Source organism: Streptomyces sp. NPDC089424 (assembly GCF_044749345.1).
In the GTDB taxonomy this organism is placed as follows: domain Bacteria; phylum Actinomycetota; class Actinomycetes; order Streptomycetales; family Streptomycetaceae; genus Streptomyces.
Map to the genome: position 1 here is coordinate 230678 of NZ_JBIVHU010000009.1, position 13619 is coordinate 244296.

General features: G+C 74.4%; 14 protein-coding genes. 12 read left to right on the forward strand and 2 right to left on the reverse strand.

Features of this window, described 5'->3' with window-relative positions; translation table 11 throughout:
* Window positions 1-296: 296 nt before the first annotated feature.
* The 4 genes from alr to ACIP2X_RS32135 all read left to right on the forward strand — a co-directional run bounded on the left by alr (window position 297) and on the right by ACIP2X_RS32135 (window position 3704).
* On the forward strand, window positions 297-1520 hold the full coding sequence (alr, locus tag ACIP2X_RS32120) for an alanine racemase (RefSeq protein WP_401679830.1): 1224 nt from the start codon (window positions 297-299) through the stop codon (window positions 1518-1520).
* A 154-nt stretch (window positions 1521-1674) separates the two neighbouring features.
* On the forward strand, window positions 1675-2922 hold the full coding sequence (locus tag ACIP2X_RS32125) for an alpha/beta fold hydrolase (RefSeq protein WP_401679833.1): 1248 nt from the start codon (window positions 1675-1677) through the stop codon (window positions 2920-2922).
* Window positions 2888-3400 (forward strand): tRNA (adenosine(37)-N6)-threonylcarbamoyltransferase complex ATPase subunit type 1 TsaE, encoded by a 513-nt coding sequence (tsaE, locus tag ACIP2X_RS32130; protein WP_401679836.1) that lies wholly within the window; start codon window positions 2888-2890, stop codon window positions 3398-3400. The genes ACIP2X_RS32125 and tsaE overlap by 35 nt, the downstream gene beginning before the upstream one ends.
* 136 nt (window positions 3401-3536) lie before the next feature.
* Window positions 3537-3704 carry a hypothetical protein gene (locus tag ACIP2X_RS32135; RefSeq protein WP_401679839.1) on the forward strand — a complete coding sequence of 56 codons (168 nt, stop codon included), beginning with the start codon at window positions 3537-3539 and terminating at the stop codon, window positions 3702-3704.
* A 60-nt stretch (window positions 3705-3764) separates the two neighbouring features.
* Here the strand turns inward: ACIP2X_RS32135 and ACIP2X_RS32140 are convergent, their stop codons facing one another.
* A complete protein-coding gene (locus tag ACIP2X_RS32140; protein ID WP_401679842.1) occupies window positions 3765-4325 on the reverse strand; it encodes a hypothetical protein in 561 nt (186 codons plus the stop codon).
* Window positions 4326-4499: 174 nt separating this feature from the next.
* Here ACIP2X_RS32140 and tsaB point away from each other — a divergent pair, with 174 nt between their 5' ends.
* From tsaB to ACIP2X_RS32180, 8 genes are all read left to right on the forward strand, one after another.
* On the forward strand, window positions 4500-5153 hold the full coding sequence (gene tsaB, locus ACIP2X_RS32145) for a tRNA (adenosine(37)-N6)-threonylcarbamoyltransferase complex dimerization subunit type 1 TsaB (RefSeq protein WP_401679845.1): 654 nt from the start codon (window positions 4500-4502) through the stop codon (window positions 5151-5153).
* Between the two features lie 5 nt (window positions 5154-5158).
* Window positions 5159-5668: a ribosomal protein S18-alanine N-acetyltransferase gene (gene rimI, locus ACIP2X_RS32150; protein WP_401680229.1), complete on the forward strand. Its 510-nt coding sequence runs from the start codon at window positions 5159-5161 to the stop codon at window positions 5666-5668.
* A complete protein-coding gene (tsaD, locus tag ACIP2X_RS32155; protein WP_401679848.1) occupies window positions 5661-6746 on the forward strand; it encodes a tRNA (adenosine(37)-N6)-threonylcarbamoyltransferase complex transferase subunit TsaD in 1086 nt (361 codons plus the stop codon). Before rimI ends, tsaD begins: the two co-directional genes overlap by 8 nt.
* Entirely contained in the window at window positions 6743-7000 is a 258-nt protein-coding gene (locus ACIP2X_RS32160) for a hypothetical protein (protein WP_401679851.1), read from the forward strand. The genes tsaD and ACIP2X_RS32160 overlap by 4 nt, the downstream gene beginning before the upstream one ends.
* Before the next feature lie 1318 nt (window positions 7001-8318).
* Entirely contained in the window at window positions 8319-9398 is a 1080-nt protein-coding gene (locus tag ACIP2X_RS32165; protein ID WP_401679854.1) for a LacI family DNA-binding transcriptional regulator, read from the forward strand.
* A gap of 57 nt (window positions 9399-9455) precedes the next feature.
* Entirely contained in the window at window positions 9456-10514 is a 1059-nt protein-coding gene (locus ACIP2X_RS32170; protein WP_401680232.1) for an LCP family protein, read from the forward strand.
* Window positions 10515-10681: 167 nt separating this feature from the next.
* Entirely contained in the window at window positions 10682-11038 is a 357-nt protein-coding gene (locus ACIP2X_RS32175; protein WP_401679857.1) for a YciI family protein, read from the forward strand.
* Window positions 11039-11091: 53 nt separating this feature from the next.
* A complete protein-coding gene (locus ACIP2X_RS32180; protein ID WP_401679860.1) occupies window positions 11092-12372 on the forward strand; it encodes an RNA polymerase sigma factor in 1281 nt (426 codons plus the stop codon).
* 26 nt (window positions 12373-12398) lie between these two features.
* Here the strand turns inward: ACIP2X_RS32180 and ACIP2X_RS32185 are convergent, their stop codons facing one another.
* Window positions 12399-13562 (reverse strand): methyltransferase domain-containing protein, encoded by a 1164-nt coding sequence (locus ACIP2X_RS32185; protein WP_401679863.1) that lies wholly within the window; start codon window positions 13560-13562, stop codon window positions 12399-12401.
* Window positions 13563-13619 lie beyond the last annotated feature (57 nt).

Below are 13619 nucleotides of genomic sequence, written 5' to 3' on the forward strand. Positions count from 1 at the left end.
GGTGACGGCGTGGGGACGGCGGGTGGGTAGGCGAGGGGCCGTGCGGGGTCGGATGGGCGGGCAGGCGATGTGCCGCACTTCGGGACGGATGGGCAGGCAGGTGGGTGACGGCGCCGGGGGTGACGGGCGGGCAGGTGGGTGGCGGCGCGGAAGTGGATGGGCGGGTAGGCACGGGGTGGCGCGGTGGCGGACGGGCGGGCAGGTGGGTGACGGTGCCGGGCGGCGAGCCGGGGGCACGGCCGGTCCGTGGGGTCGGGGTCGAAGAGACGTCCGATCGCTCTGAGAGACTGGGCGCGATGAGTACCACTGCACAGCTGCCGAGCACCGCCCCGTTGCGCGGTCGGGCCGAGATCGATCTTGGCGCGCTGCGCGCCAACGTGCGGGCGCTGCGCGCCCATGCGCCCGGCGCGGCCCTGATGGCCGTGGTGAAGTCCGAGGCGTACGGGCACGGCGCGCTGCCGTGCGCGCGGGCGGCCGTGGCGGCCGGCGCGGCCTGGCTGGGCACCGCCACGCCCGAGGAGGCCCTGGCACTGCGGGCCGACGAGGGCATCCCGGCGGACGTCCGGATCATGTGCTGGCTGTGGACGCCCGGCGGGCCCTGGCGCGCGGCCGTCGAGGCCGGCATCGACGTGTCCCTGAGCGGTATGTGGGCCCTGCGCGAGGTCACCGAGGCCGCCCGGCAGGCGGGCCGGCCCGCGCGCGTGCAGCTCAAGGCCGACACCGGGCTCGGGCGCAACGGCTGCCAGCCCGGCGAGGACTGGGCCGAGCTCGTCGCGGCGGCCGTGCAGGCGGAGGCCGAGGGCCTCGTCCGGGTCACGGGACTGTGGTCGCACTTCGCGTGCGCCGACGAGCCGGGGCACCCGTCCATCGCCGTCCAGCTCGGCCGCTTCCGGGAGATGGTGTCGTACGCCGAGGGCGAGGGCGTCCGTCCCGAGGTGCGGCACATCGCCAACTCGCCCGCCACCCTCACGCTTCCCGAGTCCCACTTCGATCTCGTCCGCACGGGCATCGCGCTCTACGGCATCTCGCCCAGCCCCGAGATCGGCACGCCCGCCGACTTCGGGCTGCGGCCGGTGATGACGCTGTCCGCGTCGCTGGCGCTCGTCAAGAAGGTGCCCGGCGGGCACGGGGTGAGTTACGGCCACGGCTACACCACGCCGGGCGACACCACCCTCGGCCTCGTCCCGCTCGGTTACGCCGACGGCATCCCGCGGCACGCCTCAGGGACCGGGCCGGTGCTGATCGGCGGGAAGTGGCGGACCGTCGCCGGACGGATCGCGATGGACCAGTTCGTCGTCGACCTCGGCGGGGACGAGCCGCCGGTGGGTGAGCGGGCCGTCCTGTTCGGGCCCGGCGACGGGGGCGAGCCCACGGCCGAGGACTGGGCGCAGGCCGCGGGGACGATCGCGTACGAGATCGTGACCCGCATCGGAACCCGCGTTCCGCGCGTCTACGTCGACCCGGAGACCTCGACGGGGCGAGCGGCGACAGGTCGGCCGGGAACAGCCCCTCAGGGGTAGGTGAACGGGGAACAAGACGGGTATCCGGGCCGGTGCCACCGGCATTCGGCGCGGGCCCGCACCGGCCGGCCCGACGGGGGTCGGCCCGACGGGGGTCGGCGGGCGGGCGGTGGGCCCGGCGCAGTACTGAGGATCCGGCGAAGAGGAGCGGTACGTGAGCGAGAGCAGTGCGGAGGGCGTCGCCGACGCCGCCGCGGCCGTCGCTTCCGCCACGGGGGTGGCCGGAAACTGGCGCAAGGTGACCGGCGTCGCCGGTGCCGCGATAGGTGTGATCGCGGCCGGCGCGGCCGCCGGCGTCGCGATAGAGCGGATGACCGTGGGCCGCGGCATGCGCCGCAAGGCCCGGCTCGCCCTCGACTCGACGGGACCGTACGGCGCGCTGCGCGGCACCCCCGGACGGGCCTACGGCGACGACGGCACCGAGTTGTACTACGAGGTGGACGAGGTCGAGGCGGAGGCCGGCGTCGCGCCACGGCGGCGCCGGCTCTTCGGGCGCAAGGCCCCCGCCCCCGTCACCGTCGTCTTCAGCCACGGCTACTGCCTCAGCCAGGACTCCTGGCACTTCCAGCGGGCGGCGCTGCGGGGCGTCGTGCGCACCGTGCACTGGGACCAGCGCAGCCACGGCCGGTCCGGGCGCGGGGCGGCGCAGCTCCAGGAAGGCGCCCCGGTCACCATCGACCAGCTCGGCCGGGACCTGAAGGCCGTGATCGACGCGGCCGTGCCCGAGGGGCCGATCGTGCTCGTCGGGCACTCGATGGGCGGCATGACGATGATGGCCCTGGCCGCGCAGTGCCCCGAACTGATCCGGGACCGGGTCGTCGCCGTCGCCCTCGTCGGTACGTCCTCGGGAAGGCTCGGCGAGGTCAACTTCGGGCTGCCCGTCGCCGGGGTCAACGCGGTGCGACGGGTGCTGCCCGGCGTGCTGCGGGCGCTGGGGCAGCAGGCGGAGCTGGTGGAGAAGGGGCGCCGGGCGGTCGCCGATCTGTTCGCCGGGATCATCAAGCGGTACTCGTTCGCGACCCGGGACGTCGACCCGGCCGTGGCGCGCTTCGCCGAGCGGATGATCGAGGGGACGCCCATCGACGTCGTCGCCGAGTTCTATCCGGCGTTCACCGACCACGACAAGACCGAGGCGCTCGCGCACTTCGCGGATCTGCCGGTGCTGGTGCTCGCCGGGCTGGGGGACCTGGTGACGCCGAGCGAGCACAGCGAGGCCATCGCCGCTCTGCTGCCGGACGCGGAACTGGTGCTCGTGCCCGACGCCGGGCACCTGGTGATGCTGGAGCACCCGGAAGTGGTCACCGACCGGCTCGCCGACCTGCTCACGCGCGTGGGTGCCGTGCCCGCAGGAGCTACCGTGGGTGGCTATGGAAGCACCAGCGGCACCGCACAACCCGGCTGAGACCGAGCTGATCGTCCACTCGCCCGAGCAGATGCGCGACCTCGGCCGCCGGCTCGCGAAACTGCTGCGCGCCGGGGACCTGGTCATGCTCAGCGGCGAGCTCGGCGCGGGCAAGACCACGCTGACCCGGGGGCTCGGCGAGGGGCTCGGCGTGCGCGGAGCGGTCACCTCGCCGACCTTCGTGATCGCCCGCGTGCATCCGTCCCTGGTGGCCGGGCCGCCCCTCGTCCACGTCGACGCGTACCGCCTGGGCGGCGGCCTGGACGAGATGGAGGACCTCGACCTCGACGTGTCGCTGCCCGAGTCCGTGGTCGTCGTGGAGTGGGGCGAGGGCAAGGTCGAGGAGCTGACCGAGGACCGGCTGCAGGTCACCATCCACCGGGCCGTGGGCGACACCACGGACGAGGTGCGGCACGTGACGCTCGCGGGCCTCGGTGAGCGCTGGGCACCGGTGGACCTGGAGTCGCTGTCCGCGTGAGCGCATGAACATTCCGACATGACGTCGGCAAGATATTGCGTCCGGTGTCCCGGACGTGTTCACATGGTATCCAGCGCTGGTTAGGTGTACCTAAGTTGCACCCACTGGCTCCGCCCCCGCCACTCAGGAGGCGTCCATGTCGACCACGGACCGCACACCGCAGCCGCGCCCGCTCGCGCCCGCCGGAGTGCCCATGCGCGATCTGCTGGCCTCCTGCGTCGCGGCGAGGGCGATCTCCACTCCGCCGCCCGCCCCCGAGCCGCCGGCACCCCGGCAGGACGTGGACCACCGCGAGGCGGCGTAGCGCGCGGCGGCGACGCCCGGCACCCACCGGGACGGCGGCCGCCCACGGACGCCCGGGCGCCTACCGGATGACGACGACCTTCTGGCCGATCGTCGCGAACATCCACATGGCGTCGCCGTCCTCCTGCGTCTCCCGGATGCCCCCGGTCCGCACCGACGGGTCCGGTGGCACGGTCGAGCCGTCCGTCGCCGCGCTGAAGCCGATGACCACGCCGTCCACGCTGGTGAAGCGGACGACATGTTCCACCTGGGTGCCGTCGGAACCGGTGGTCTCGCCGGAGCGGGACGTCACCGCGTAGGTGCCCGGCGCCGGGTCGACCGTGCTGGGCATCACCTTGAACGTGTGCTGGACCCGGTTGCGCGGGCCGACCAGCCAGACCCGGTCGTCGTCGAGCGAGTACACGACCCGTTCGCCGACGCCGGAGCCGCCGGGCAGGGCGGTGGGGTGGCGCTTGTCGCGGGGGGCCTTGGACGCGGCCGCCGCGGGCGAGCCGCCGAGGCCGTTCGGCGACCCGCTCAGCTCGGCGGGGACGGTCGCCGACGCCTGATAGGCGAGGAAGCCGACCGCCGTGAGGGCGGCCGCCGTCAGCCCGGTCACGATTCCGGCGCTGGTGCTGGCCACGGCGCCCACCTCCGCGTCGTAGGTCTGGCTTGTGGTTACCGTAGGTGACGGTAGCAGCACGGAGCGGGAGGAGCCGGGCGGCCGAGCCCCCGACCGGACACCGTGTCGGGCCCCGAACGGGCCGTCGGCGCGATGGCGTCCGCCGCCGGGCGCGAGGAGCCGTACGCTGAATGCGTGCTCTTGCTCGCTCTGGATACCGCCACCCCCGCCGTGACCGTCGCCCTGCACGACGGCACGGACGTCATCGCCTCGTCGAGCCAGGTGGACGCCCGCCGGCACGGTGAGCTGCTGCTTCCGGCCGTCGACCGGGTACTGAACGACGCCGGGCTGAAACTCGACGCCGTCACCGGGATCGTCGTAGGGATCGGCCCGGGGCCGTACACCGGCCTGCGCGTCGGGCTGATGACCGCGGACACCTTCGGGCTCGCGCTCGGCGTCCCGGTGCACGGCGTGTGCACGCTGGACGGGCTCGCCTACGCGGCCGACATGGAGGGCCCCTTCGTCGTGGCGACCGACGCCCGGCGCAAGGAGGTCTACTGGGCGCGGTACGACGACTCGCGCACCCGCGTCACCGACCCGGCCGTCGACCGGCCCGCCGACATCGCCGCCGAGGTCGCGGGCCTGCCCGCGGTCGGCGCGGGCGCGCTGCTCTACCCGGACACCTTCCCGGTCGCGCACGAGCCCGAGCACGTCTCGGCCGCCGCGCTCGCCCGGCTGGCCGCCGAGCGGCTCGCCGAGGGCGCCGAACTCCCGCCCGCCCGGCCGCTGTACCTGCGCCGTCCGGACGCGCAGGTGCCCAAGAACTACAAGGTGGTCACCCCCAAGTGACCGAGGTGACCGAGCCCGTGGCGCCCGTGCTGCGGGAGATGCGCTGGTGGGACCTCGATCCCGTGCTGGAGCTGGAGCGGGACCTGTTCCCCGACGACGCCTGGTCGCGGGGCATGTTCTGGTCCGAGCTCGCCCACGCCCGCGGTCCGGGGGCGACCCGGCGGTACTTCGTCGCCCAGGACGGCGACCGCGTCGCCGGATACGCCGGACTCGCCTCCGCCGGTGACATCGCCGACGTCCAGACGATCGCCGTCGCCCGCGCGTACTGGGGCACCGGCCTCGGCGGGCGGCTGCTGACCGAGCTGCTGCGGGCGGCGACCGCGTTCGAGTGCGCCGAGGTGATGCTCGAATGCCGGGTCGACAACGTCCGCGCCCAGAAGCTCTACGAGCGCTTCGGCTTCGAGGCGATCGGTTTCCGGCGCGGCTACTACCAGCCCGGCAACGTGGACGCCCTGGTGATGCGCCTGACCGACCCTGCAACCTCCGTACAAGGAACCGAGATCCGACATGGCTGACGAACCCCTGGTCCTGGGGATCGAGACCTCCTGCGACGAGACCGGCGTCGGCGTCGTCCGCGGCACCACCCTGCTGGCGGACGCCGTCGCCTCCAGCGTCGACGAGCACGCCCGCTTCGGCGGTGTGGTGCCGGAGGTCGCGTCCCGCGCGCATCTGGAGGCGATGATCCCCACCGTCGACCGGGCGCTGAAGGAGGCGGGGGTCAGCGCCAGGGACCTCGACGGCATCGCCGTGACGGCCGGGCCGGGACTGGCCGGCGCGCTGCTCGTCGGCGTCTCGGCGGCGAAGGCGTACGCCTACGCGCTCGGCAAGCCGCTGTACGGCGTCAACCACCTGGCCTCGCACATCTGCGTCGACCAGCTGGAGCACGGGGCGCTGCCCGAGCCGACGATGGCGCTGCTGGTGTCCGGCGGCCACTCGTCGTTGCTGCTCTCCTCCGACATCACCTCCGACGTGCGGCCGATGGGTGCCACCATCGACGACGCGGCCGGCGAGGCCTTCGACAAGATCGCCCGGGTGCTGAACCTCGGCTTCCCCGGCGGTCCGGTCATCGACCGGTACGCGCGCGAGGGCGACCCGGACGCGATCGCGTTCCCCCGCGGTCTGACCGGCCCGCGCGACCCGGCGTACGACTTCTCCTTCTCCGGTCTGAAGACGGCCGTGGCCCGCTGGATCGAGGCCAGGCGGGCGGCCGGTGAGGACGTGCCGGTGCGCGATGTGGCGGCGTCGTTCCAGGAGGCCGTCGTGGACGTGCTGACCCGCAAGGCGGTGCGGGCCTGCCGTGACGAGGGCGTCGACCACCTGATGATCGGCGGTGGCGTCGCCGCCAACTCCCGGCTGCGGGCGCTGGCCGCGGAGCGCTGCGAGGCGGCCGGGATCCGGTTGCGGGTGCCCCGGCCCAAGCTGTGCACCGACAACGGGGCGATGGTCGCGGCGCTCGGCGCCGAGATGGTCGCGCGGGGCCGGGCGGCGTCGAGCTGGGACCTGTCGGCGGACTCGTCCCTGCCGGTGACGGACCCGCACGTGCCCGGGCACGACCATGTGCACGAGGTCAGCAAGGAGAACCTCTACTCGTGACGGTCGCGTTGATGTGGGAGGCGCGGGCGGCGCACGGGCGGGGGGAGGAACTGCTCGCGTGGGCACGCGCGCAGCGCCTCGTCCCCGGCCCGCTGCGCCGGGAGACCTTCCGCGCGCCGCAGGACCGGGTCCTCGTCATCACGTGGTGGGACGCGGCCCCCGACGCCACCCTCCCGGAACTGCCGGAACCGGCCGACGGGTTGGTGACCCGTGCGGTGCACCGGTGGCGGTTCGAGCCGGTGGACGACGAGTGAGGGGCGCTCCGCTCCGGCCGGCGACAGCCGATCAGGCCCCTGGCGGAAGCCGGTGCCGCGGACGGGCCGCGAGGTACGGAAGCGGCGCGACGTGACGGCGGAGCACCGCCGCCCCGCCGATGGGCGGAAGCCCGGCCACCGCAGCGGGCCCGCCACAGCCGACCCGCCGGGCACGGCAGACCCGAACCGGCTCGGCCTGTGACGGCGGCCCGCCACGGCGGCCGACGCTCCGAATGACGGGCCCCGCCAGCCGGCCGATGGGCGAAGCCGGCCACGTCGGCCACCGGGGCGGGCCCGCCACAGCCGACCGGCCGGTCACGGCTGACCCGAACCGGCTCGGCCTGCGCTGGCGGCCCGCCACGGCGGCCGACGCTCCGAATGACGGGCCCCATCCAGGCCGTCGATGGGCGAAGCCGGCCACGTCGGCCACCGGGGCGGGCCCGCCACAGCCGACCGGCCGGTCAGGGCTGACCCGAACCGGCTCGGCCTGCGCTGGCGGCCCGCCACGGTGGCCGACGCTCCGAATGACGGGCCCCATCCAGGCCGTCGATGGGCGAAGCCGGCCACGTCGGCCACCGGGGCGGGCCCGCGACAGCCGACCCGCCGGTCACAGCTGACCCGAACCGGCTCGGCCTGCGACGGCGGCCCGCCACGGTGGGCCGCCAGGGAAGGGGCGCGACGGGTGGACGCCACGGTAGGGCCGCGACCGTAAGACCCCCGACACAGGTGTCAGGGACCGCCGTGCGGGCCGACGACGGTCGGCCCGACAGGTAGGGCCGCGAGGCCGTACCGCCGCCGTGAGGCGCGATGCAGGCCTGCCGCAGCGGGCCGCCGGGCTGGACCGCCATGAGGCTCAGACGCAGGCCCGCCATGGTGGATCATCGCGCTGGGCCGCGACGGCCCGCCACGCCGTGACCGTGAGGGCTGGCCTGCCAGGCTGGAACGCCGCTGTAGGGCTCCGGCGCAGGCCGCCACGCCACGGTGGGACCGCCGGGCTGGGCCGCGGTGGGTGGTCCGCCGGGCTGGACCGTCGCGCCGGACGTCAGGGCGTGACCGCGTGGGCTGGTCTGCCGGGCTGGAGCGTTGCCGTAGGGCTTCGGCGCATGCCCGTCACGATCGGGCTGGGCCGCGGCCGGAGGACCCCGTCGTAGGCCCGCCACGGTAGGAACCCGCGCGTGACTGCTACGTGGGCCCCCGGCGTGGAGCCCTCTCCAGGTCGTGGCCGGGGCGAATCTTTTGGAGAGATGGCCGAATGTTTCGGCAGGGCTTGGTGACGGGCGGGCCCGTAAAAGGGGGGTGCGGGGATACGATCGCCGGCATGACTCCACCGGAAAGCCCTCAGACCCGGACGGCAGGGCGGTCCTCGCAGAGCGCGACGCTCGCCGAGATCGCCCGCGAGGCCGGAGTCTCCGCGCCGACTGTTTCGAAGGTGCTCAACGGCCGGGCCGACGTCGCGCCCGCCACCCGCACCCGCGTCGAGGGGCTGCTGCGTGCCCACGGCTATCGGCGGCGCCGGGCCGAGGCGGCCCGCTCACCGCTGATCGACCTGGTCTTCCACGAGCTGGACAGCGCCTGGGCCCTGGAGGTCATCCGGGGCGTGGAGAACGTGGCCAGGGAGGCAGGCCTGAGCGTCGTGCTGTCCGAGAGCGCGGGCCGGCTGACGCCCGGGCGGACCTGGGCCGACCAGGTCGCCGCCCGCCGCCCGCACGGCGTGATCCTGGTGCTGAGCGAGCTCGACGAGTCCCAGCGGGCGCTGCTGACCAGCCGTTCCATCCCGTTCGTCGTGATGGACCCGGCGGGTGACCCGGGCACCGACGTGCCGTCGATCGGCGCGACCAACTGGCAGGGCGGGCTCGCCGCGACCCGGCATCTGGTCGAGCTGGGGCACACCCGGATCGGAGCGATCACCGGGCCGTCGCGGATGCTGTGCAGCCGGGCCCGGATGGACGGCTACCGGGCGGCGCTGGAGACCGCGGGACTGCCGGTCGACCCCTCGCTGGTCGTGACGGGCGACTTCCACCACGACGCCGGCTACCGGCTCGGTCTCCAGCTGCTGCGCCGCCCGGACCGGCCCACCGCCGTCTTCGCCGGCAACGACCTCCAGGCGCTCGGGCTGTACGAGGCGGCGCGCGAGCTGGGGCTGCGGGTGCCGCAGGACGTGAGCGTGGTCGGGTTCGACGACCTGCCGGTGGCGCGCTGGGTGGGCCCGCCGCTGACGACCGTACGGCAGCCGCTGACGGAGATGGCGGAGGCGGCGGCCCGGCTGGTGCTGGACCTGGGACGCGGGGACGCGGCCGCCGCCGCGACGCGGGTGGAGCTGGCCACGAGTCTGGTGGTGCGCAGCAGTACGGCCGCACCGCCGAAAATTTCGGACGGCCTTGTCCAGGAGAAGTCTTAGATTTTCCGAAGAAAAAGGGGTTCGCGTACCCGCTCGACATAATTCGGACGTACGTTCCTGTCCGTGACGGGACACATAACGGAACATGGCGGGGACGGGGACGAGGGTCCAAGAGGCGGACGGCCGAGGGCGCTGAGGATCGTGGGCCTGGCGCTCGCCGTCGCGCTGGTGCTCGGGGGCGCGGGGGCGGGCTGGGTCTACTGGCGGCTGAACGACAACATCACGAGCGTCGACATCAACGGCGCCCTCGGCGACGACCGCCCGGCGAAGCCGACGCCCTCCCTGGCCGCGTCCGCGTCGTCGCCGCCCCAGGAGGCCCTGAACATCCTGGTGCTGGGCTCGGACTCGCGCGGCGGCGCCGAGAACCAGGCCCTCGGGGGCGGCGACAGCGAGGGCGCCCGGTCGGACACCGCGATGGTCGTGCACCTCGGCCCCGGCCGCACCGAGGCGACCGTCGTGAGCATCCCGCGCGACACCCTGGTCACGCGCCCGTCCTGCCCGCTGGAGTCGGGCGGTGAGACGGCCGAGGCCCACGGCGTCATGTTCAACACCGCCTACGAGCGCGGCGGTCCGGTGTGCGCGGTGAAGACCGTGGAGTCGATGACCGGCGTCCGTATGGACCACTACATGGAGATCGACTTCGCCGGTTTCGCCGGGCTCGTGGACGCGCTCGGCGGGGTCACCGTCACCACTGAGGAGGACATCGACGACGAGGACAGCCATCTGACCCTGGAGGCCGGCACCCATCACCTCGACGGCAAGCAGGCGCTCGCCCTCGCCCGCACCCGGCACGGCATCGGGGACGGCAGCGACCTGGGGCGCATAGGCCTTCAGCACCTGTTGGTGAAGGCGTTGCTGGAGCAGATCGCCTCGACCAGCCTGCTGTCGGACCCGGCCCGTCTGTACGAGGTCGCGGACGCGGTGACCGGGAGCCTGACGACCGACACCGGTCTCGACTCGCTGCCGGAGCTGGTGGGGTTCGGGGAGAGCCTGCGGGGCCTGCGGGCGCACGCCATGAAGACGGTGATGATGCCGGTCCTCCCGGCGGCCTCCGACCCGAACCGGGTGGTGGCCGACGAGCCGGAGGCGGGGGACCTGTGGGAGTCGCTGCGGTAGGTGGGTCCGCGGGCGGGCGGTGCGGTACGCGGAGGGGTCGCTGAAAGTAGTTCAGAGAATTCTCGGCGGTGGTGTCGATAGGGGCCGGCGCCGTTCGACGCATGGGTGAGAGCAACATCCACGGCAGCCGCCACCACGGCAGCTGCCATCACGACCGAGGAGCCACCATGCCCCGTTACCTGTCGCTCGTGCAGATCGACGAGAAGAACGCCCCCGCCGAGGGCCCCAGCCCCGAGCTGATGCAGCGGATGGGGGAGCTGATCGAGGAGATGACCAAGGCCGGTGTGCTGCTGGACACCGCCGGGCTGACACCGACCGCGCAGGGCACCCGGGTGCGCTACGAGGGCGGGCAGATCTCCGTCACCGACGGGCCCTTCACCGAGACCAAGGAGGTCGTCGGCGGCTACGCCCTGGTCCAGGCCAAGGACATGGCCGAGGCGATCGAGTGGACCAAGCGGTTCCTGAAGGTCCACGAGGCGCACTGGACGGTCACCTGCGAGGTGCGTGAGGTCGCCGAGGGCTGAGTCCACCCGGTTCCGCTTGGCCCGGGGCCGCACGGGGTGTTCGATGGTGGGCTGTGGAACCACAGCCCACCGCCGCCCCCGGCGGCAGCGCGGACGCCGCCCGGCACGCCGTCGGGACCGTCTTCCGTATCGAGTCGCCCCGGATCATCGCCGCCGTCGCCCGGATCGTCCGGGACGTCGGCATCGCCGAGGAACTGGCGCAGGACGCGCTGGTCGCGGCGCTGGAGCAGTGGCCGCGGGACGGCGTGCCGGACAACCCCGGCGCCTGGCTCATGACCACGGCCCGGCATCGCGCCGTCGACCTGGTCCGGCGGCGGGAGAACTACGCCCGCAAGCTCCGGGAGATCGGCCGGGACCTGCCGGTTTCGGCCCCGCCCGAGGAACCCGCCGACCCGGACGACATCGACGACGACCTGCTGAGGCTGGTCTTCACGGCCTGCCACCCGGTGCTGTCCTCCGAGGCCCGCATCGCCCTCACCCTGCGCCTGCTCGGCGGCCTGACGACGCCCGAGATCGCCCGCGCGTTCCTGGTACCGGAGGCGACGGTCGCCCAGCGCATCGTCCGCGCCAAGCGCACGCTCGCGACGCGGAACATCGCCTTCGAGGTGCCCCACGGCCCCGACCGCGAGGCGCGTCTGTCCTCCGTCCTGGACGTCATCTACCTGATCTTCAACGAGGGGTACGCCGCCACGGCCGGCGACGACCTCCTGCGTCCCGGCCTCTGCGAGGACGCGCTGCGCCTGGCCCGCGTGCTGTCCGCTCTGATGCCCAAGGAGCCCGAGGTTCACGGTCTGACGGCCCTGCTGGAGTTCCAGGCCTCGCGCACGGCCGCCCGCACCGGCCCGCACGGCGAACCCGTGCTCCTGCGGGACCAGAACCGGCGCCGCTGGGACCGCCTCCTCGTCGCCCGTGGCATCACGGCGCTCACCCGTGCCGACGCCACCGCCGCCGGCCCCCCGGGCCCGTACGTCCTGCAGGCCGCCATCGCGGCGTGCCACGCCCACGCGTACACCTACGAGGAGACCGACTGGTCCCGCATCGCGACGCTGTACGGCCTGCTCGCCGCCCGCGCCCCGTCGCCGGTCGTCGAACTGAACCGCGCGGTGGCCGTCTCCCTGGCCGAAGGCCCCTCGCGCGCCCTGGAGATGGTCGACGCCCTGGCCGCCGAACCCGCGCTGCGCGACTACCACCTGCTGCCGAGCGTCCGCGGCGACCTGCTGCTCCGGCTGGGCCGTGCGCGGGAGGCCCGTGCGGAGTTCGAGCGCGCGGCGGCACTCGCCCGCAACGGGCGCGAACGTGAGCTGCTGCTGCGCCGGGCCGCAGACTGCGGCTGACCGGAGCCGTCGCCGCCGCGGGCCGGTCAGGCCACCGGGTGGCCGATCAGCATCGTCGGGGCACCCGCGACCCGGGTCAGGAACACCGTCGCGGAATGGGGGCCCTGCGGCTTCACCTTCCTGCGCAGTTCCTCCGGCTCCACCGCCGAGCCCCGCTTCTTCACGGTCAGGATCCCCACCTCCCGTTCCCGCAGCAGCGCCTTCAGCTTCTTGACGTTGAAGGGAAGCCGGTCGGTGATCTCGTAGGCGGAGGCGTACGGCGTCGGGTGCGCCTCGTCGGAGGTGACGTAGGCGATGGTCTCGTCGAGCAGCCCGCCGCCGACCTCGGCGGCCACCTCGGCGACCAGATGGGCGCGGACGACGGCGCCGTCGGGCTCGTACAGATAGCGCCCGACGGGGCGGACCGCCGGATTCGGCAGGCGCCGGGAGCGCAGGGTGCGCGGGCCGGGCAGAAGGGTGGCGCGCACCAGGCCGGGCTCCGTGCCGAACCACAGCACCGCCTCCTTCACGTCCCCGCCGTCCGAGATCCACTCCGCCTCGGCGGCCTCGGGCACCGCCTCGTGCGGGATGCCGGGCGCCACCTTGAGGGCGGCGTACCGGGCGGCGGCGGCCATCCGGACCGCCGAGGACAGGGGCGGCGAGTACGCCTCCGGATCGAAGATCCGGCCCCGCCCGCCGCGGCGCGCCGGGTCCACGAAGACGGCGTCGTACGCCGACACGTCCACGTCGGTGACGTCCGCCTCGCGCACCTCGATCAGCCCGTCCAGGCCCAGCGCCTCGGCGTTGGCCCGCGCGACGGCCGCCGTCAGCGGGTCGCGGTCCACGGCGAGGACACGGATCCCGGCGCGGGCGAGGGCGAGCGCGTCCCCGCCGATCCCGCAGCACAGGTCGGCCACGGAGGCCACGCCCAACTCGGCGAACCGCCGGGCGCGATGGGCCGCGACGCTCGCCCGCGTCGACTGCTCGACCCCGCCCGGTGTGAAGTACATCCGCTCCGCGTCCGCGGGACCGAACTTGGCCACCGCCCGCTGTCGCAGCCGCGCCTGGCCGAGCGCCGCCGACACCAGGTCGGCCGGGTGGTCGCGGCGCAGCCGGGTGGCGACGGCGAGTTCCTGGGCGGGGTCGGTGCCGCGCACCTCGTCGAGGAGGGCCCGGCCTTCGGGGGTGAGGAGAGGGGCGAGGTCGTTCACCGGGACATTGTCGGCCAGTCGGTGGATGGTCCGCCTCCGGCGGTGGTGTCAGCGGGG

Bases quoted from the DNA above. Each gene is read 5' to 3' on its own strand.
- tsaD (WP_401679848.1), top strand. From the start codon at position 5,661: ATGGCTGACGAACCCCTGGTCCTGGGGATCGAGACCTCCTGCGACGAG.
- ACIP2X_RS32175 (WP_401679857.1), top strand. From the start codon at position 10,682: ATGCCCCGTTACCTGTCGCTCGTGCAGATCGACGAGAAGAACGCCCCC.
- ACIP2X_RS32135 (WP_401679839.1), top strand. From the start codon at position 3,537: ATGTCGACCACGGACCGCACACCGCAGCCGCGCCCGCTCGCGCCCGCC.
- alr (WP_401679830.1), top strand. From the start codon at position 297: ATGAGTACCACTGCACAGCTGCCGAGCACCGCCCCGTTGCGCGGTCGG.
- ACIP2X_RS32165 (WP_401679854.1), top strand. From the start codon at position 8,319: ATGACTCCACCGGAAAGCCCTCAGACCCGGACGGCAGGGCGGTCCTCG.
- tsaE (WP_401679836.1), top strand. From the start codon at position 2,888: ATGGAAGCACCAGCGGCACCGCACAACCCGGCTGAGACCGAGCTGATC.